The 18791-nt window shown below is 29.6% G+C and carries 22 protein-coding genes; 11 read left to right on the forward strand and 11 right to left on the reverse strand.

The features are described from left to right. The 8 genes from BUB65_RS01660 to BUB65_RS01695 all read left to right on the forward strand — a co-directional run bounded on the left by BUB65_RS01660 (position 1) and on the right by BUB65_RS01695 (position 6681). Complete coding sequence (locus BUB65_RS01660; RefSeq protein WP_073071448.1) at positions 1–234, forward strand: hypothetical protein; 234 nt, start codon at positions 1–3, stop codon at positions 232–234. Then, complete coding sequence (locus BUB65_RS01665) at positions 234–1007, forward strand: class I SAM-dependent methyltransferase (protein ID WP_073071451.1); 774 nt, start codon at positions 234–236, stop codon at positions 1005–1007. The genes BUB65_RS01660 and BUB65_RS01665 overlap by 1 nt, the downstream gene beginning before the upstream one ends. Before the next feature lie 14 nt (positions 1008–1021). Further along, a complete protein-coding gene (gene ftsY / locus BUB65_RS01670) occupies positions 1022–1909 on the forward strand; it encodes a signal recognition particle-docking protein FtsY (protein WP_073071453.1) in 888 nt (295 codons plus the stop codon). 1 nt (position 1910) lies between these two features. Beyond that, a complete protein-coding gene (locus tag BUB65_RS01675; RefSeq protein ID WP_234946702.1) occupies positions 1911–3515 on the forward strand; it encodes a 3D domain-containing protein in 1605 nt (534 codons plus the stop codon). A gap of 2 nt (positions 3516–3517) precedes the next feature. After that, positions 3518–3961 (forward strand): RrF2 family transcriptional regulator, encoded by a 444-nt coding sequence (locus BUB65_RS01680; protein WP_073071456.1) that lies wholly within the window; start codon positions 3518–3520, stop codon positions 3959–3961. 8 nt (positions 3962–3969) lie between these two features. Next, positions 3970–5022, forward strand: a complete 1053-nt coding sequence (gene mnmA / locus BUB65_RS01685) for a tRNA 2-thiouridine(34) synthase MnmA (RefSeq protein ID WP_327192009.1) — start codon at positions 3970–3972, stop codon at positions 5020–5022. After that, the gene (hpt, locus tag BUB65_RS01690) at positions 5012–5524 is read left to right on the forward strand and encodes a hypoxanthine phosphoribosyltransferase (RefSeq protein ID WP_073071460.1); all 513 of its coding nucleotides are present in this window, start codon (positions 5012–5014) and stop codon (positions 5522–5524) included. The genes mnmA and hpt overlap by 11 nt, the downstream gene beginning before the upstream one ends. A gap of 128 nt (positions 5525–5652) precedes the next feature. Beyond that, positions 5653–6681, forward strand: a complete 1029-nt coding sequence (locus tag BUB65_RS01695; RefSeq protein ID WP_234946704.1) for an LCP family protein — start codon at positions 5653–5655, stop codon at positions 6679–6681. On the opposite strand, the gene nfi is transcribed toward BUB65_RS01695, so the two are convergent. Continuing rightward, positions 6670–7344 carry an endonuclease V gene (gene nfi, locus BUB65_RS01700; RefSeq protein ID WP_073071465.1) on the reverse strand — a complete coding sequence of 225 codons (675 nt, stop codon included), beginning with the start codon at positions 7342–7344 and terminating at the stop codon, positions 6670–6672. The genes BUB65_RS01695 and nfi overlap by 12 nt on opposite strands. Positions 7345–7984: 640 nt before the next feature. Between nfi and BUB65_RS01705 the strand changes: the two genes are divergently transcribed. From BUB65_RS01705 to BUB65_RS01715, 3 genes are all read left to right on the forward strand, one after another. Further along, positions 7985–8629, forward strand: coding sequence for a metallophosphoesterase family protein (locus BUB65_RS01705; RefSeq protein WP_073071467.1), 645 nt, complete (start codon positions 7985–7987; stop codon positions 8627–8629). Positions 8630–9092: 463 nt separating this feature from the next. After that, positions 9093–9689 carry a DUF996 domain-containing protein gene (locus BUB65_RS01710; RefSeq protein ID WP_073071470.1) on the forward strand — a complete coding sequence of 199 codons (597 nt, stop codon included), beginning with the start codon at positions 9093–9095 and terminating at the stop codon, positions 9687–9689. A gap of 305 nt (positions 9690–9994) precedes the next feature. Then, positions 9995–11380, forward strand: a complete 1386-nt coding sequence (locus BUB65_RS01715) for a S41 family peptidase (RefSeq protein WP_073071472.1) — start codon at positions 9995–9997, stop codon at positions 11378–11380. An 8-nt stretch (positions 11381–11388) separates the two neighbouring features. Here the strand turns inward: BUB65_RS01715 and BUB65_RS01720 are convergent, their stop codons facing one another. The 10 genes from BUB65_RS01720 to BUB65_RS01765 all read right to left on the reverse strand — a co-directional run bounded on the left by BUB65_RS01720 (position 11389) and on the right by BUB65_RS01765 (position 18790). Beyond that, on the reverse strand, positions 11389–11682 hold the full coding sequence (locus BUB65_RS01720; protein ID WP_073071474.1) for a YciI family protein: 294 nt from the start codon (positions 11680–11682) through the stop codon (positions 11389–11391). Positions 11683–11704: 22 nt separating this feature from the next. Next, a complete protein-coding gene (locus tag BUB65_RS01725) occupies positions 11705–12244 on the reverse strand; it encodes an HD domain-containing protein (protein WP_200773522.1) in 540 nt (179 codons plus the stop codon). Between the two features lie 10 nt (positions 12245–12254). Further along, positions 12255–13118 (reverse strand): DUF2268 domain-containing putative Zn-dependent protease, encoded by an 864-nt coding sequence (locus tag BUB65_RS01730; protein WP_073071476.1) that lies wholly within the window; start codon positions 13116–13118, stop codon positions 12255–12257. Positions 13119–13334: 216 nt separating this feature from the next. Next, positions 13335–14273 (reverse strand): amidohydrolase family protein, encoded by a 939-nt coding sequence (locus BUB65_RS01735; RefSeq protein WP_073071479.1) that lies wholly within the window; start codon positions 14271–14273, stop codon positions 13335–13337. Positions 14274–14339: 66 nt separating this feature from the next. After that, on the reverse strand, positions 14340–15092 hold the full coding sequence (locus BUB65_RS01740; RefSeq protein ID WP_073071481.1) for an alpha/beta fold hydrolase: 753 nt from the start codon (positions 15090–15092) through the stop codon (positions 14340–14342). Positions 15093–15203: 111 nt separating this feature from the next. Next, positions 15204–15956, reverse strand: a complete 753-nt coding sequence (locus BUB65_RS01745; protein ID WP_073071483.1) for an NUDIX domain-containing protein — start codon at positions 15954–15956, stop codon at positions 15204–15206. 31 nt (positions 15957–15987) lie between these two features. Continuing rightward, a complete protein-coding gene (locus tag BUB65_RS01750; protein WP_073071485.1) occupies positions 15988–16425 on the reverse strand; it encodes a hypothetical protein in 438 nt (145 codons plus the stop codon). A gap of 47 nt (positions 16426–16472) precedes the next feature. Beyond that, entirely contained in the window at positions 16473–17072 is a 600-nt protein-coding gene (locus tag BUB65_RS01755; protein WP_073071487.1) for a PHP-associated domain-containing protein, read from the reverse strand. A 37-nt stretch (positions 17073–17109) separates the two neighbouring features. Continuing rightward, entirely contained in the window at positions 17110–17415 is a 306-nt protein-coding gene (locus BUB65_RS01760; RefSeq protein ID WP_200773523.1) for a DUF3795 domain-containing protein, read from the reverse strand. Positions 17416–18076: 661 nt separating this feature from the next. Next, complete coding sequence (locus BUB65_RS01765) at positions 18077–18790, reverse strand: DUF72 domain-containing protein (RefSeq protein WP_073071489.1); 714 nt, start codon at positions 18788–18790, stop codon at positions 18077–18079. Between the last annotated feature and the right edge of the window lies 1 nt (position 18791).

The raw sequence follows: 18791 nt of genomic DNA on the forward strand, positions 1-18791 counted from the left end.
ATGAAAACTTACAAAAAGAAAAAAATTTCCGCATTTTTATATTCATTAATAATAGTTGTTCTTTCGTTATTTTTATTTGTGACGTTAATTAGTTCAATTATAAGATATAATGTAAATTTAAAGGAAGTAAATAGACTGGAAAAAGAATATAATACATTGAAATTTGAGTATGATAAAAAACTAGAATTGTACAATACATTGAAGAATATAGACAAAGGTAGTGATAAAGAATAATGAAATATGTAGTCACAACTTCTTATCGTCCTACTAAGGAAATGGTAGAGTTAGCTAAAAATCTTGCTTCAAAATATGGTGTTAAGTATGTAAACAGAAGACATTTAGCAAAAACGCTTCAATTAGAAAAAATAGATTTTTATTATGTTATAGACAAAAATTTGATGATTTCAATAAAGTGGGGGAATGAAAAATTTTTCTTCCATCAGGGTATAGCCAAAATAAGGATGGAAAATATTTTTCATGGTGAAAAAGATTATTTGATAGAGTCTGTTAAACCAACAAATAATTCTGTAATTTACGATGCAACATGTGGACTTGCTTCTGAAGCTTTACTTCTTGCTCATTTTGCAGAAAAAGTTGTAGCAACTGAAGGATCAATTCATATATATAGGATTGTCAAATGGGGACTTGAAAGATATAAATCTAATGTTGAATGGATTAACAATGCTGCTAAAAAGATTGAATTAATCCATTCAAATTACAAAGAGTATATTAGAATGGTGAAGGATAATACATTTGACAGTGTGTATTGTGATCCAATGTTTGAAAATCCTATATTTGAAAGTAATAGTATCAATCCGTTAAGAGGTTTTGCGGTGTACGAGCCTTTGAATATTGATGATATTGAAGAAATGTTAAGAATTTCCACAAAGAGAGTAGTAATAAAAACTCATAAGAAAGATTCCTTGTACAAAAATATAAAACATCTGTTTAATGAAGAATACTTATCTAAAAAAAGTGGAGTAGTATACGGAGTTATTGTTAAATAGTGGAGGTGCTTTTTGTGGGACTATTTGGTAAATTCAAAGAGGGTCTAAAAAAAACGAGAGAAACTTTTTTTGGTAAGATAAAGAAAATATTAAAAGGCCGAAAGTTGGATAATGAAACCAAGGAAGAAATAGAAGAACTTTTAATTTTATCAGATGTGGGCTTTGAAGCTACGGAGTATATTTTAGAAAAACTGGAAACATTAGATGAAGATGATGCATATGAAGCATTAAAAAAAGTGTTAAAGGAGATTTTGGGGAATAATAATATCTTAAATGTGTCTAATAATAAACCATTTGTTATTAATATGGTGGGAGTGAATGGGTCTGGCAAAACGACTACAGCAGGAAAATTAGCTGAATATTTCAAAAAGGAGAATAAATCTGTTGTTTTGGCTGCGTGCGATACCTTTAGAGCGGCGGCAATTGATCAATTAAAGGTTTGGGCAGAGAGAACAGGAGCAACTTTTATTTCCCATCAAAAAGGTTCTGATCCTGCAGCTGTAGCATTTGATGCGGTTAATCACGCAGTTGCTAAAGAGAAAGATGTGGTTATACTAGACACAGCAGGTAGATTACATACGAAAACTAATTTAATGGAAGAATTAAGAAAAATAAACAGAGTAATTAAGAAAATAGTACCTGAAGCGCCACACGAGGTCTTATTGGTAATTGATGCAGTGACAGGGCAAAATGGTTTGCAACAAGCAAAAATGTTTAAAGAGTTTGTGGACGTAACCGGTATTGTATTAACAAAATTAGATGGTACTGCAAAGGGTGGAATTGCAATAGCCATAGTTAAGGAACTTGGTATACCAATAAAATTTGTGGGATTAGGCGAGAAAATTGATGATTTAAAACCATTTAATGCTGAAGATTTTGTTAATGCGTTATTGGAGGGTTAAAATGAAAAACATTATAAAAAAAATGTTTTTTTTATCACTAGTAATATTGTTTTTATTTTCATGTAATTATGTAACATATGATGATTTTAATCAATTGAAGTTACGAGTTGATTCTTTGGAAGCAACAGTTAAAGATCATGGTGCGAGGTTGAGGAATTTAGAAAGTGAACTTTCTTCTTTAAACATTTCTCTTACAAATAGATTTAATGCTATTGAACAAAAAATATCGAATCTTGAAAAAGATAGTGATTTTTCATATTTGGAAGATTATGTGAAACAAATTGCTTTAGAAGTTTCAAATTTGCAAAATCAATTAAATAAAGTTACTGCCGAATTAACTGCATATAGTTTAAAGACTATTATTTATAGATTAAACGAAGTTGAAAGTTTGTCGAGAAGTTTAGATCTTGAAGATGTAAAGAAAATAGTTGATGAAGCAGTTACTAAGTTTGAGAACGGGTATAACGAAATAGTTAAAATTGAGGAAAAGCTTAATGATTTAGAGTTGGCACTTTCTGCGTTGAGATCAACGGTACAAGAAATTCAAACTGTAAAAGCTGCTACAAATACAAATTATGTTATTTCAACCACGCAAATTTCAGGAAATTTTGAAAAGTTAGAATCTTTGGAGAAAAATATAAGTATCTTAAATCAGAAGATAGAAAATTTAACAAATCAAAATACTTTACAGAGAGACTTAGCATTAATTAGGCAAATTAGTGAGGAGTTAAACTTTTTAAAACAAAGGTTTAGCGAAGAGGATATAATCGAACTTTTAAAACTCAGAGTTGGATATATTAATTATATTGTAAGACCAGGAGATACCTTATATGAGATTAGTAAAAAATATTCTTTAGGAAGTGATGGTGTTCAGAAACTTATAAGTTTTAATGGAATTACTGATCCAAAAAAAATAATGTCGGGACAAGTTATAAAAATTCCTGTTGAAAATCCAGAAAGTTTTGTGAAAATACCTTTGCTTGTAGCTCCTGAAGATATATTGAGTTATTTTGGTGATACTATTAATGGAGTAACTAATCTTGGAATTGATATAAGTGCGCCTGGAAAAAAAGTCTATCCAATTTTACCCGGAAGGGTTACAGTTAAGGGTAATAATGTAATTTACGTTGATCATGGAAGTGGAATTTTGGGAATTTATAAGGGTGTAGAGAATGACTATAAGGAAGGAGACTGGGTTACTACGGATAAAACTCTTGGGAAGGTAGTAAATGTTTTTCATTTTGAACTCTGGATTGATGGTGAACCAAGAGATCCCTTCAGACTGTTTTTTTCGTATAAAGGCATTTTTAAAGTATCATTTTATACTCCTTGGGATGATGGAAAAGTTCCGGAACATCCTACATTTAAGATAACCAGGACGGGAAATGTTGCAAAAGAGTGGGTGACTGCAGCTGTTGATCCTTCAGTAATACCATTAGGTTCTTTTATTTATATTCCTTCATTAAAAAAAGTATTTGTTGCGGAGGATACAGGGAGTTCTATAAAGGGGAATAGAATAGACATATACATAGAAGATGTTTATAAGGCTAGGAAAATGGGAATAAAAGATTATAAAGTTTACGTTTTTCAGAATGGAGGTAATTGAAAATGGCAGTGACCATGAAGAGTGATTATGCCTTAAGATTGTTGTTGCTACTTTCTATTGAAGGGAAAAGACTAAGTACAACAGAACTTGTAAATAAATGTAAGACACAAATTCCATATGAATTCGCTCAAAAGATTCTTTCTCAATTAGTTACTGCAGGTATTTTGGAATCTTACAGAGGCAAGTTTGGAGGCTATAAATTATCAAAAGATCCGAAAGATATAACTATATATGATGTAGTTAGTTCTGTAGATGACATGAGCACAACAATAACTTGTTTTGTAGAACCTTCCAAAATTGAGTTTCCTGAGATTTGTTCGATTAATGAAATTTGGGAAATAGTTATGAACAGGTTTAAAGAGTCTTTGAAATCTGTTACTTTAGAAGATTTAAAGAACTCTTATTTGAAAAAGATTGAGGAATATGAAAGGAGGAAGAAAAAATAAAAGTAGGAATTGGTTTAAGTGGAGGAGTTGATAGTGCTGTTGCATTATATTTGCTTTTAGAACAAGGGTATGATGTAACAGCATATCATATAAAAACAGTGCCTGATTCTATTTTTTTGACTAAAAAAATTACTCATAAGGTTTGCTGTAGTCCTTCAGATACATTTGATGCAAAAAAAATAGCAAGTTTTTTTGGGGTAAAAATTAATATAGTTCATCTTGAAAAAGAATTTAGGGATACTGTTATAAAATATTTTTTAGAAGAATATAGTAAAGCGAGAACACCTAATCCATGTTTCTTTTGTAATGATTGGATAAAATTTGGAGTTTTATACGACATTATGATTAGAGACGGGATGGAATATATATCATCAGGTCATTATGCAAGAATAATTGACGGAAAGTTATTTAAAGCAAAAAGTGTTGATAAAGACCAATCATACTTTCTTGCTTCTATTAAAAAAGAGAAACTTTCAAAGATGGTACTTCCCAATGGAGAGTATACAAAAGAAGAAATAAGAGAAATTGCCAAAAATATTGGACTTCATGTGCATGATAAAAAAGATTCTCAGGATCTCTGCTTCGTTCCTGATAGCGATATTCCGGGATTTTTGAGTGAAAACGGAGTAAAAATAAAAAAAGGATTGATAATAGATACTTTAGGAAATGTAATAGGAACACATGTTGGTCTACAGAATTATACGATTGGTCAGCGAAAATTGAGGATTGCTACAGGTAGAAGAGTTTATGTTAAGGCAAAAGATCCGAAAAAAAATCTTTTAATTGTTGGCGGAAAAGACGAACTTTATTCCAAACAATTTATTGTAACTAATTTGAATTTTTTGCAAGATAAAGGTAATGATTTTACAGGGTATGTTAAAGTCAGAAAGAAATTTAAAGAAGTGCCATGTAAAGTGTACATTAAAAATGAAGTAATGTATATTGAAACTTTAGACCCCATTTTTGCAATAACACCTGGTCAAATAGCAGTCGTATATGATGAAGATGGAGCAGTGATAGTCTCAGGAGTAATTGAAAAGGAGGGATGGAATGAAAATTAAGACTTTGATTAATGAAGAACAGTTACAGAATAGAATAAAAGGACTAGCCAAGGAATTAACAGAGTACTATAAAAAAAGAACTGACACAATACATGCGGTTTGTGTTTTAAAAGGTGCAATACATTTTTTCACGGATTTAGTAGAGCACATAGACTTAAATGTGGAATATTCATTTATTCATGTTTCAAGTTATTCTGGTACAGAATCAACGGGTAAGATAAGGGTAAAAAGTTGGATTGACGAACCAATTGAGGGAAAATATGTTCTTGTGATTGATGATATTCTTGATACTGGGTTGACTCTTTCGTACATTTTAGGTTATTTAAAAAGATATAATCCTGCAGATTTAAAAGTGGCAACTTTATTAAGAAAACAGGGTAGAAATCCAGCGGTAAGTGCAGACTTTATAGGTTTTGATATAGAAGATAAATTTGTGATTGGTTATGGACTTGATTTTGATGAAAAATATAGAAATATTCCATTTATAGGGTATCTAGAATGAAACTAACGTTAATTCTCTTAATCATTTCAATTTTAATTGGCTTGTTTTTTGTTTCAATATTTTTTATACCCTGGTTTTCCATTTTATATTCTTTGTTTTATACTCCTCTCCCGGAGGAAACTAATTTTTTGGTTTTGGGACTCGATAAAGATATACAAGGAACAAGAAGAACAGATGTTATTTTATTTGTAAATGTTGATTTAAAAAACAATGTAATAAAAATAAGTAACATTCCGAGAGATTTAATAGTTGAAGGAAAAAAGATCAATTCATATTATCAAACAGAAGGTTTTGAAAGGTTAAAAAGTTTAGTTGAAGATTTTACAGGATTGAAGATTGAAAAATATGCAATAGTTGATTATGATGTTATAAAGTTTATTGGCGATAGTCTTGGGCCTATCGAAATATATATCAGTGAGCCCATGAAATATACTGATTATTCACAAAATTTATTTATAAATTTTGAACCAGGATTGCACAAGCTCAATGGCAAGCAGTTACTTGCATATTTGAGATTTAGAAAAGATTTTCGAGGGGATATAGGAAGAATTGAAAGAGAAAAATATATAATTGAAAAATTAGTTCAAGCTGCATTAAAAAAAGACCTATTTTCGCTTGCTAATATTTACAAGAAGGTATATGAAATGATAGATACAAATATAAAAACTTCTGAGTTGGTATTTTTGGCTACAAAATTTCGAAAGTCAATTCAAATAAGAAGTGTTAATTTTCCAATAAATTATACGTCAGATGGGAATATTTACCCAGGTGACCTGGAAAGTTACAGAAATAGTTTTAAAGAAAAAGAGGAAGAAGAAAATAACTTTAGATTTTATGTGCTTAACAATACCAAAACACAAACTAGAACTTATAACGTAAATTTATATTATATGTGGAAAGCTGCTGGCTTTATTCCTAAGGATATTTACGATTTATCAAAGGTAAATTTTGAAGAAGATACAGTGTACATTTTAAATGATAAAATTGATGTAAAAATTATAAAGGATATAGTTAGAGTAGTGCATCCAAAAAGAAAATTTGTAATTAAGTATGCAAAAGATGAGTTAGACAAGTATTATTTGTTAATAGACACATTAACTCGTGAAAGAAATTATTTAGAATTTCCCGTTGATTTTATTGTTATTTTAACTGGATAGATGTTCTTTTTTTATTTTTTGAGTATAAAGATGCGCAAGTCTAGTTGGCTCAGGTAATCGATATTTTGTAATAAAAGATTTTGTTATTTTAAGACTACTTTCAAGATCAATTAAATAACCTGGGGAAATAAAAATAGGTTTAACGTTATTTCTACTTCTATAGACAATTCCTATTTTTTCACCATCATATTCTAGATATGAAAAATTTCCACGTTTTTTTCCTGGTTCTTTATAATTTCCAATTAATTTACTTTTAGCAATCCCTATCGTAGCTTTTTCTATCCATAATCCCATATGACTAGCAATTCCAAGCTTTCTTGGATGCGCAATTCCATGTCCGTCGAAAAATACAATATCAACATCTGTTTTAAGTTTTTCCCAAGCTTTTATAAATATAGGCCCTTCTCTAAAAGCTAGTAAACCAGGAATATAAGGATAACTGACTTTTTCAACGTGATGCACTATTTCTCTAATGTTAAAGTCATAATCTAAAACTACTATTACTGCCAGTCCGTATTCTTTAAAAAAAGAGAGATCTACACCAGCGACTAACGAAATTTCTTTTTCGATCTTTTCAAATTTCAATAGTTTTTTCAGAGTACTTTGAATATCTATTGCTTTTTTGGGAGATATATTCCAGTCATGTAATTTTTTGTATAACATAATTCCCCCTTTTTTAATGATGAATAATTTTTATACGTCTTTAATTAAACAGAAAAGGTTATAAAAAATTCATCAATTTGTCCCACACAAATATTTTACAATAATTTGTTTTCAAAATACATACATTATATATATTACATCACTTGCAAAGAAAAAAATCTTTTTTAAAACTTTCAATTCTGAAGTCTCCTTTTTTATATAAGAAATAGTACATTTGTTATGTATCTTAACGGTGAACTTCATACATTGAATACCATTTTTCACATAGCAAATTCAGTTCAATAAATAACTTAATTCCTATTTCTTAACAAGACGTTGCTGTGAAAACGTAAATGTTGTTTATTTACTAATTACGGATGGGTAAACTACTTACATTATTGGTGGAAGCTTTTGTATTCTTTGGGTTTCAGACTTTGGAAAGAAAGTGAAAATAAAGAGCTTATTTCTAAAGAAATTCGACGTGAAACATGAGTGTATTTCTCTGGAGAAAGAAAAAATAAGAAAATGATACGGAAAACTTTTAGCTCTTTTTTTGAAAATCATTTGTATACAACGACGATAGTACTTTTTTTAACAAACATTCTTGAAAAAGTAGCATGATTTTTGTTACAATGCTACTAGATAGCAAAGAGGTGATGCCATGAATATACTCCTTACGGCAGACATACATGGTTCATATATAGCTGTGGAAAAACTTAGAATGATCGGAAAGTGTTTCGATCTTACAATAGTTTGCGGCGACATAACGCCAAAGATAGTTGAATATGGTGAAGATCTAAGGAAAGTTCAAAAAGAATGGTTTGAAAATGTCTTTTTGCCACTCATGGACGAAATAGATGGATATTTTATTTTGGGAAACGACGATCTTTTTGATTACAAAAGTGAAAGAATGCTGAGTGGAAATATGAAACTGAAAGGATTAAATATCCTCGCTTATGATAAGGTGCCTCCAACCAGTTTTGGAACGTACAGGGAAGTGTCAGATGAGGTAATATGGGCAGATCTGAGAGATGTCAATGTGGAAAAACCATTTGTGTTTATAACACATGCTCCCCCTCATGGAATACTCGATAGTGCACGTGGAAGAAATTTTGGAAGCGTATCACTCAAAAACTTTGTTTTCTGGAAAAAACCAATTCTTCACTGTTTTGGACATATTCACGAGTCGTTCGGGGATATTCAAAACGAACATACAGTTTTTGTAAATGCTGCATTTGAAGAAGAGCAAAGGTTTTATGTTGTCTCTATCAATGGCAACAGTCACGTGAAGGTTTTTGAACTTTGAGCAAGTTATGAGTACAACAAACCATTGTTATACTAATATCAAACTCCTTCAATACTTAAACCGTATCCTGATACGAATTTATTTGAACGACAGAAGGAGTGCCTTTTAACAATGGATTATAGGACGTTCGATGAAATGCATCTTGTGTTTGAGCACCCATATTTTTCTCCGGAAAGATTAAGGTGTGATTTTTAAAAAGCTTATTGAGTGGTTTATGCAAGTCAAGATTAATATTTAGACGAAGTTTCCCATTTTTGCGGAAGTTAATGACGAATTCTGGATAATATGATATCTTGATAGAGAAATATAATGTATTCCAGAAAAACGCAACCAATTTCAAAATTCAAACACATGAATTATAGAACTTTTCATTTCAGACTAATAAACAAAAATCTATTTTTCTAAAATTTATAATCTAATAAAAATTAAAAAATTAAAAATTAATTAATAAGGAGGGGTTTAAATGAGTTTAAATGTGGCAAAGGTATTGGCAGGACTTGGTGTGATTTTTGGAATTTTTGGTTATATTCCTCATGTAGGTTGGTTTTTTGGTTTGATTGGTGTGATTCTCTTTTTAATAGGTATATATAACATTTCTAATATTTTGAAAAACTCGAAGATATTTAAATATTTTTTGATTTCCATAGTTTTTGGATTTGTTTCCATAGTGATTTTTGCAATAGTAATATTTGCAGGTATGATGAATATGCTTTCCGAACATGTCGTAGTGCCTTTTGGACAAACAATGTCCTATAATTATGAAACTACAGACTACGATTTTGAGGAAGTGCATTTTGAAATGCCCTTATCTTCGATGACAAGTAATTTTATTATAAGTTTTATTACTTTTGCGGGATTAATGATAGTGGCTGTAATATACAAAATAAAGGCATATAGGCTGCTATCAAAGTATCTATCTTTAAATATTTTTGATATGGCAGCTTCATTTTACAAATGGGGAGCTATTTTAGTTGTAGTTATGATAGGGATTGTATTAATTTTGATAGGAGATATTCTTGCTGCAGTTGGTTTCTTCTCAATTCCCGAGAATTTAAATTGAACTCTTTAAAAATGCGAAAAATATTTTAAAATCAATATGTGTATGTAAAATAAAAAGATCGAAAAGAGAAGAGGTAAGGGAAGTGTAACTTGAAGAAAGGGGATATCATCCTGAAAGACGTAGAGATGAAGGTTCTCATTCTTTGGTATTCCACACCTTAGAATGACGAAAAGAATCAGAACGATGATAGTAATATCATTTTTCTTGATAGAGACACAAATACAACATTTTTTGATATAATATTAAATTACATATAAAATATTTTCACGTAATCTAATAAACATAAGAGCAAAGAGGAGCATATTATGGAAAAATTTATATTATACTTTTTACTTATTACAATTCCTGTTATTTTAATTTTATCAGCAACAATATATCACTTTTCTCTTCAGAAGTCACCTTATGACTTCAAAGAACAACTATCCGTTAATACTATAATGACAAAAGAAGAAATGGAAATCGATTTAAATTACTTGGTAAATACTTTGAGAGATGTTCACCCAAAAACAGTTAATGGTTTTAATAAAGAACAAATTCATATAATAAAAAAAGCATACGAAAAAATTCAAAATCCAATGAGTGTTGGAGAATTTTATTTCATACTTAACGAAGTAATATCTTCATTAAAAGATGCTCATAGTATGATATGGATTAATACCACAAAAGAAGATAGAATCATAAATTTACCAATGATATGGTTAGAGGATGGAATGTATATAAAAGAAGACGTAAACAACCTAAAAAAAGGTGACAAAATTATCTCCATTGGAGGAAAAACGGAAAATGAATTACTAATAAAACTCCAAAAGATAATACCTGCTGAGAATCAACAGTGGGTTAAAGTAATGGGTAAAATTAATCTTGTTAAAGAACCTTTTTTAAATTATCTTAGGCTGATAAATAATGGTTATGTAGATATAGTAGTTCAAAGAAATGGCCAGAAAATAAAAACAAAACTTCCTTTGACAAAACAACCAACATATCCAAACAACAACAACTATAAAATGTGGGTAAGCTATAAAATATACCCAGAAAAATCGCTTGGAATTTTCCGGCTTGACAAGTGCATTTACAACGAAGTATACAAATCAACATTAGAAAACTTTTTCAAAGAAGTTTCAAAATATAACATAAAGAATATAGCAATAGATGTAAGAAAAAACACAGGAGGTGACTCTCGAGTTATAGACGAATTCATGAAATATATTGATATAGATAAATATTTATTCTACACAGGTGATATAAGGTTTTCAAGACAAGCCAGCAAGCAAAGAGGTTATATAAGGAAAAAAGGATATAAATCATATCCAAAAAGAGTTATTATTAACAAAAAAATTCAAGATCACGATTTAATATACAACGGTAAAATATATGTTCTAACTTCTTTTTATACTTTCAGTTCTGGGAACTGGTTTGCAGTAGTTATAAAAGATAATAAATTAGGAACGATAATAGGCGAGCCAACAGGAAACCAACCATCCAGCTATGGAGACATTTTAAGGTTTCAACTACCAATTTCAGGATTTAAATTTTATGTATCCCACAAAAAATGGGTGAGGCCTAACATTAGTAATGATCCGGAGGACTGCCTGCATCCTGATATCGAAGTTTATACAACGATAGAAGATATACTGAATAAAAAAGATCCACAAATAGAGAGACTTATAAAAATTATAGATAAAAAACCATGAAAAAAGTATCAATAACCGTTTTTATTAGAAAGAACAACTAACTCCCACTCGAACAGTTTATAAGTATACAATTTTCTTTTTATTATAGGATCATTGTTTGCAATTTCCATAGCTTCATCTAAATCTTTTGCTTCAAAAATAATCATTCCACCATCTTCATTTAAGAAACCTCCGCCAATAAAATACCTCTTAGCTGCAACATCGTTTAAATATTTTAAATGATCTTCAAAATCTGTTGGTCCAAATTTACTATCTTTAATTCTATAATCTATTCTAACGAACAATCTATCACCTTTTTTCATACAAATTCCCCCTTTTCAGCAATCATAAATTTTCTTTTAACTCTTTTAAAAACTCCCTTGCAAATTCTTCTTTATCGCTATAGAGATTCTGTGTTTCTGGAAGGTGAGGCTTGAATTTTCCAAGTATGTTTTTTTCAATATACTCTATTGTTTCTTCTAATACTTGACCTCTTAAAGTACCAGTAATTAAGGATTTCACAATTAAAAAAGTCTTACCTCCTTCAATTAAGTGAGCATCATGAAGGATTTTGCCTTCTAATGTTATAGGAGTTTTTTCCTTTTGGGATTCCCAGGAAACCTGAATTATCTTACTAATTTTTTCCTTTGACAATCCTTTAGTTTTAAGAAATTTCAATATCTGTTTTTCTTTTTCATAAACGATTCCATGAAAATAAGCGCCATATATAATTAAATCCATGTCTATTTTGTCTTCATAATGTGTTGCTAACATCTTTGCCATTTTAAGAATTCTTTTTATATGTGATAAATCATGCATCACATCTTTATAGGTATAAAAAGGTCTAACAAAATTTTCCAACTCTTCAACCGTTAAATTTTTCAAAATAATCACCTCACTCAGATAAATAAGCTAATACTTCTTTTTTTATTATCTCAAAATTTAATCGAGCTAAGTCTTCAAAACAGTATTTTTGATCTAATTTCTTTATTAACTCTGCTCCTAAAAAATAACCAGCATCACTGATACCTAAAACTTCAAACCAATCTCCAAAAAAGTTTTTTGTGTCTCCTACTTCCAAGGCCTCTCTGTATAATTTTTTTAAAGCCCTCCTTTTTTCATTACATTGTTCTATCCACTTTTTCCCCCGAGAATCTATGTTTTTTCCTAATAACTTGTTTTGATAAAATTGTGCAAATCCTTCTTCATATATTCTCCAAACTCCCAAATTGTATTTAGTTTTTTTAATCTTTTTTGGTAAATCATCTTCTCCTCTCAACTCAAAATGTATCACATGACATAATTCATGGGCTACAAGTGGTTCTAATTTTTCCAACGTATGCCATTTAAGTTCAGCAATTTTTTCAATTCCAAACAATATTGCCCTTTTTCCTTCATATTTATCTACCCAGCCAGCACTATTACCAAGTCCGCAATATAGTACCACATTCAATTCTAAATTTAAATTAAACACCTCAAAAATTTTCTTACTTGTTTTGTTAATTATTTGCACTATATTTTGATATGCTTGAATCATTTTTTTGTAATTTTTCTCAATATTGTTAAAAACATGTTTTTTTGCTATTTCTTGCCAGTTATACCCATTTAACTCGTAATCTTCTTTTATTTTTCTCTCAAGTTCAGGATATTTGGATATATACTTTTTGTCCCATAGTTCAACTTTTTCATTCACAGATAAATCTAATTTATTACAAAAAACTTTTCTAAATTCTTGAAATGTATCAATAATTTTCATCACTTAAATTCCCCCTAATAACTTTTTTTTTATAATACTCTCCGAAAAACTAAACAAAAAAACAAACACCTTTATGCGAAACCAAGCGTTTTTTTAAACGGCACTCAGGATATTGTAACTTGTAAATATCTATTTTATCCTTTTTATACTTATCGGTTCGACATTCTTTGTCGCTTTGCACCTCAGAATGGCAAAAAAGGAAAAATGTTGAAATATATTTCAGATTAATCCATTCATTCTAATTATATTTAACTCTTCTGCTGAAAAAACTCCATGCTCATACAACAACAAAAACTCTTCTGATACACCATTTTGGAATACTATAACATCATCTGTATTCACAGTTACCTTTATACCACTATCAAATAATTTTCTTATTGGGTGTTTTTTTATACTATCTACTCTGTTCAACATATAATTGCTTGTCGGACAAATGTTTAGCTGAATGTTATTTTTTTGCAAAAAACTCATAACAGATTTTGATTTAACCGCTGTTATTCCGTGTTGTACCTCGTTTAATTCAAGAATTTCTACCGTTTCCTGGATGCTATCAGCATTCCCAAACTCTCCAACGTGTGCTTTTAATTTTAAACCTTTGGATTTTGCCATTTGATATAACCGTTTAAAATTTTTTGCTGGCTGTGCAAGTTCATCTCCATATAAATCAACAGACTTAAAATAGTCGAAGTCAAGATAAGGTTCAAACCATTCAATCAGAAGGTCTTCGGAAACACTTCTATTGAATCCCAATTCAGGTATAAAGTTTACTTCTGGTGCGTATTTTTGGTGGAGTTTCTTCAATGTCTTAATCAATTGCTTAGCTGATCCATTATAAAAATGCCTGAAATAAACATCTATGCTCATTTCTAACTTAATTACCCCATCCATTTTTGCCTGTACAAAAGCCGCCTCTATTGCTTTTTCAAAGCCAGATGTTCCTTGTACATATGGAAGATAATTTTTGCTGACCCAGTCTTCCATTTCCTCAATGCTGGTGATTCTTTTAGTTAACCTTGGAATTTTTCTTCCAAGCCACTTTTCTATATAGTCAAGATTACCTCCCAGGATTGCATGATTATGAAGATCACTTTTTGGAATTTTTCTTAATTTTTTTATATCTTTATCCTCAAGTGCTTTGATAAACTGTCTTGTATACATTGTTCTCCTCCCCATATCAATTTTGTCAACAATTATATAACACATTAAAAACTTACTTAATTTAAATTACAAATTCCCATTTAAAAATCTTATGGCTATATTTCTGAAAAACTTCTTTTTACTTATCATAAGCGGGTGATTTCCATCAGATGTAAATATTGTCAATGATGTTTTTATTTTCTTTGCAACTTCAAGTAATTTTTTATCAATATCATTTATTAAATTATCTTTTAAACTTCCAGTAATAAGTACAGGGCATGTGATTTTATCTAAATTATTTTTGAAATTGTCACCATACTTTTTAGCATAATTGATCAACATTTTACTATCAGCATCTACTACCGTTTCCCACTCTTCTCCATGCATTGATTTCCAGAATTGATCTACGCCATTTCTTTTTGCAATCTCTCTTTCATCCTTTATTTTGTAAGCTTCTTGCAACGTCAATTTTTCTCCAATAAAACTATCTGCGATAACTTTGTTGACAATTTGAGAGTTATAAATCGCAAAGTTGAGCCCCAAAATGGCTCCTCCACTAACCCCTAAAATATTTATTTTATTTAGATTTAACTTATCACATAGCTTTGATAGGATTTTTACGTTCTCATACCAATAATCCTCAGGAAACACTTTTAATCTTTTCGATTTTCCATGTCCTATCATATCAATCAATATTACTTTATAATATTTTGAATAATACAAAGCTTCTTCTTTTAACATTATAGATGAAGCCGTATTACCATGAATCATTAACAATGGTTCCCCGTTGCCCATTGTTTCATAATATAAGCTGTATCTATTATAATTAATATATCCCATTGAATCCCCCTATCTATTTTTAACTTGTTAAAGTAATACTACGCTATTCTAATGCCTTTATTTTGACGCTTGGCTATACCTCTTTTACAGATTACATTTAAATTTATGTGATCACAACATATCGATTAGTTTCCTTGGATAAAGTATTTCCTTCCCTTCTTTGAATTCCTTTATACTGACCCATTTTGCCACATTCGGGAAAATATCTGCTGTAATTTTTATTTCTTCTTTTTTATATATTTTGTCTTCTACTTTTAATTCATAAATTCTGCACATTTCATGACATTTATAACCTTCAAGTTCAAAGAAATTTTCAATTGTAACCTTATATTCTACCTCATAAATTTCACAATTTAACTCTTCTTTTATTTCCCTTCTTATAGCATCGTCACTTTTTTCCAGAAACTCAATACCTCCCCCTGGTAAATAATAATATTTACCAATTTTTAAATCATTTTCTTCAATTACAAGAATTTTCTCTTTATATCTAATAATGCCTCTTACTGTATTTCTTATAGATTGCTTTAAATAATCATATGCAAAAATCTCTATATCAAAAAACCTTTCCTGAAATTCTGTTAGTACTCGAATTTCCTCTTTGCTGTACAAACTTTCTTCACTTGCCACCACAAGCTTATCTTCCTGATCATTTTTTCGGTGAATTACTCCTATTACCTTACCTATATACTCATCTATTGGCTCATAAACCCCCAATATATAAGCATCTATTGCTTCTCCATCACTTGTTATAGAATCTGGTATATATCCATAATTTACTGGATAATAAAATCCATAGTCAGGATGCTTAGAACCTATAGGTCTGTCAATTTTCACTTTTACTTTTTTACCTAAGAACTTTTTCATAATTTCACCATCCCACGTTATTTGCTTTCAACTATTTCAGTTTAGCTATTTTCAGTTTAAAATATGTGCTAAAAGTATGAACAATAACAAACAACACAGCCAAATAATTGTAAATTTTTAAATTTCCTAACATTCCTATAGCAATTAACCAAGCAATAGATGTATATGCCGGCGCCAAAAGTCCTAATGCACTCTTACTCCAATAGCTGTTTGAAAAATATATAACCATCAGCCATGAAATAAAATAAATTGTAACTCCTATAACATATAAAATGATATATTTTGTGAGGTTTAACGCAGATACATCAAAATTCATAAATACTGGAACAATGAAAACAATTGCTCTTAAAATATTTTCCAACCAATCTAACTTTGCAAACTTTACTTTGGAAATTATATAACCAACTTTTTCTAATTTATGCGAAAAAACAAATTCCAGAGAAATATTGGAACTAATAGTAAAAAACAATTACTTAAAATTGCGCTCAAAATCTTTTCCTCCAATACAAATCACATCTATTGTTTATTATTTATTATTACTGGTTCGCATCGCCCCTCTTTTATAGCACTAACTAAATCATTAATACTATCAATATCATCAAAAAAACGAGTCCCTACCTTGAACAAATCATCAATATTATGAGCGTCACTGCCACCCGTTTGCGTTTTTTTATATGCTTTTGCTAATTCTTTTGCTTGTAACCAACATTTATATGCTACTTTTCCGTTGTATACTTCTATTGCATCCACCAGACTAATAATCTCACTTGCAAGTTTTTTATCGTTAACTCTACAGACCCCATACCCTGAAAACGGATGTGCAGCTATAATAATTCCCCCAGATTTATGGACATAACTTACAAATTCGAGGAAATCATTTCTCAACTCAACACAACTTTCAGGTGCACCAAACACTATAAAATCACCGTAATCATTAAGCACCTCTATCCCAGAAAATATAGATACTCCATTAATCTTCCCACTTATATTGTATAAACAATTGTGCTCGGTGATTGCCAGAGAAATGCCTAAAACTTTAGCTTTTTTCACATAATCATCCAATTTCAAATTAGTATTTTTTGACAATTCACAATGATTATGTAAGTCAATTATCATTTAAGTCTCTCCCATTCTAACGATAATAATACTAATTTTAGGCTAATTGCTTTAATAAAATAACCCTTTCTTCCACAATCTTTCTATGTTCTTCTTCCGTCCATTTAGGATTTTTATTTTTCCAGAACTTTTCACACGGAATCTCTTCACATTGTCCACAATGTTTCAATCCCTTGTTGATCACACTGCATTCATAAAAATCGCAAATCTCAAGGTTTACCTCATGCAACCAGCACGGCTTCCCTTTTATTGCGAAACATCCTCCACAGCTTTTACCGAAAAGCCTGCAATCACTACAAATACATCCACATACTCCTACTACTTTTTTTTCCATTTTTTCCATAAAAATTCCCCCTTTTGTTTATTAAAAACCAAATGTCAACCTTTTAATTTACTGTATACTTTCTTAAACAATAAGCACAACAAAATCTCAGTAATAATTTAAACTTATTTAACTCCTAAATTTAAAATCATCACCTAATATTTTTACACATTAAAACTGTTCTATTTACTTTTTTAAAAAGTAAGGAATTTTAAATCTATTTGTAGTTATATTTATAAAATAAAGCTAACATAATAATCAAATATCAATAGTATAATAAAAAAAAGTAATATAAGCGCATTATATCACAAACAATTACCTTGATAATATGAATGTTATTTTAATTTTTTGATTAATTTTTGTCGATGTTCAATGAATATTTCATATGACAAATAGAAAAAACAGAACGATTTGAGAAATTTTGTGCATTTTATATAGCAATTCCATATCCTGTACAAAAATCTGAATAAATCAATGATTGCTTTACACCTAACGTAAAATAGTTTTTTGCAATCAATGAAATAGAAGAACTAAAAAGATGCATAGAGTAATAGTTCTAAAAAAGGAAAGAAAAATTGGTGAAACAAATATTTCTAAATATAGTTATTGTAAAATAGAGGAAACAATATTGTGTTATATTTTACCAATAAAATTATATTAGTATTACCTGTATTATCCTACTTTATACTGAATTAATGATATTTTTCAAAAGCTTTGCATCTTTCAAAGCAAAACCATTAAAATCGTTATTAAAATAAACGTAAGTTTCACAATTAAATTCCAAAATTTTTGTCACAAAGTTTTTTAAAAGTTTTTCACCATATTCTGACGCGTACAATTTTTTAGGGCCGTGGAATCTAATATAAACAAAATTGGCAGTTTTTAACCACATACTTTTGTATCTTGAAGAATCACTGATACAAAATGCTATATTATTCTTCTGTAATAAGCTGAAAATGTTATCATTAAACCAGGATGGATGTCTCAATTCAAGTGTATGTTTTATATTTTTCGGAAGAATGTCGATAAATTCTGATAGAAGTACTTTATCTTCTTTCAAAGAAGGAGGCAATTGCCAAAGAATAACTTTTAATTTTTCATTTAATAGTTTTATTCTATCTATGAATTTTCTAAAATATTCATTGACATCTTTTAATCTTTGTTTATGTGTAATAATTCTTGGGCCTTTTAAGGAAAAGACGAAATTCTCAGGAGTTTTTTTGTACCAGCTTTTAACGATGCTTTCAAAAGGCAATCTGTAAAAAGTTGAATTGATTTCAACTGTGTTGAATTGTACACTGTAAAAATTCAACCATTTACTTCTTTCAAGGCCTTCTGGATAAAAAATTTTTTGCCAATGATCATAACTCCATCCGGAAGTTCCTATGTAAAACATT

This window comes from Thermosipho atlanticus DSM 15807, from assembly GCF_900129985.1.
Lineage (GTDB): Bacteria > Thermotogota > Thermotogae > Thermotogales > Fervidobacteriaceae > Thermosipho_A > Thermosipho_A atlanticus.

Bases quoted from the DNA above. Each gene is read 5' to 3' on its own strand.
- BUB65_RS01660 (WP_073071448.1), top strand. From the start codon at position 1: ATGAAAACTTACAAAAAGAAAAAAATTTCCGCATTTTTATATTCATTA.
- BUB65_RS01665 (WP_073071451.1), top strand. From the start codon at position 234: ATGAAATATGTAGTCACAACTTCTTATCGTCCTACTAAGGAAATGGTA.
- BUB65_RS01675 (WP_234946702.1), top strand. From the start codon at position 1,911: ATGAAAAACATTATAAAAAAAATGTTTTTTTTATCACTAGTAATATTG.
- BUB65_RS01680 (WP_073071456.1), top strand. From the start codon at position 3,518: ATGGCAGTGACCATGAAGAGTGATTATGCCTTAAGATTGTTGTTGCTA.
- hpt (WP_073071460.1), top strand. From the start codon at position 5,012: ATGAAAATTAAGACTTTGATTAATGAAGAACAGTTACAGAATAGAATA.
- nfi (WP_073071465.1), bottom strand. From the start codon at position 7,344: ATGTTATACAAAAAATTACATGACTGGAATATATCTCCCAAAAAAGCA.
- BUB65_RS01705 (WP_073071467.1), top strand. From the start codon at position 7,985: ATGAATATACTCCTTACGGCAGACATACATGGTTCATATATAGCTGTG.
- BUB65_RS01710 (WP_073071470.1), top strand. From the start codon at position 9,093: ATGAGTTTAAATGTGGCAAAGGTATTGGCAGGACTTGGTGTGATTTTT.
- BUB65_RS01715 (WP_073071472.1), top strand. From the start codon at position 9,995: ATGGAAAAATTTATATTATACTTTTTACTTATTACAATTCCTGTTATT.
- BUB65_RS01720 (WP_073071474.1), bottom strand. From the start codon at position 11,682: ATGAAAAAAGGTGATAGATTGTTCGTTAGAATAGATTATAGAATTAAA.
- BUB65_RS01735 (WP_073071479.1), bottom strand. From the start codon at position 14,273: ATGTATACAAGACAGTTTATCAAAGCACTTGAGGATAAAGATATAAAA.
- BUB65_RS01740 (WP_073071481.1), bottom strand. From the start codon at position 15,092: ATGGGATATATTAATTATAATAGATACAGCTTATATTATGAAACAATG.
- BUB65_RS01745 (WP_073071483.1), bottom strand. From the start codon at position 15,956: ATGAAAAAGTTCTTAGGTAAAAAAGTAAAAGTGAAAATTGACAGACCT.
- BUB65_RS01755 (WP_073071487.1), bottom strand. From the start codon at position 17,072: ATGATAATTGACTTACATAATCATTGTGAATTGTCAAAAAATACTAAT.
- BUB65_RS01760 (WP_200773523.1), bottom strand. From the start codon at position 17,415: ATGGAAAAAATGGAAAAAAAAGTAGTAGGAGTATGTGGATGTATTTGT.
- BUB65_RS01765 (WP_073071489.1), bottom strand. From the start codon at position 18,790: ATGTTTTACATAGGAACTTCCGGATGGAGTTATGATCATTGGCAAAAA.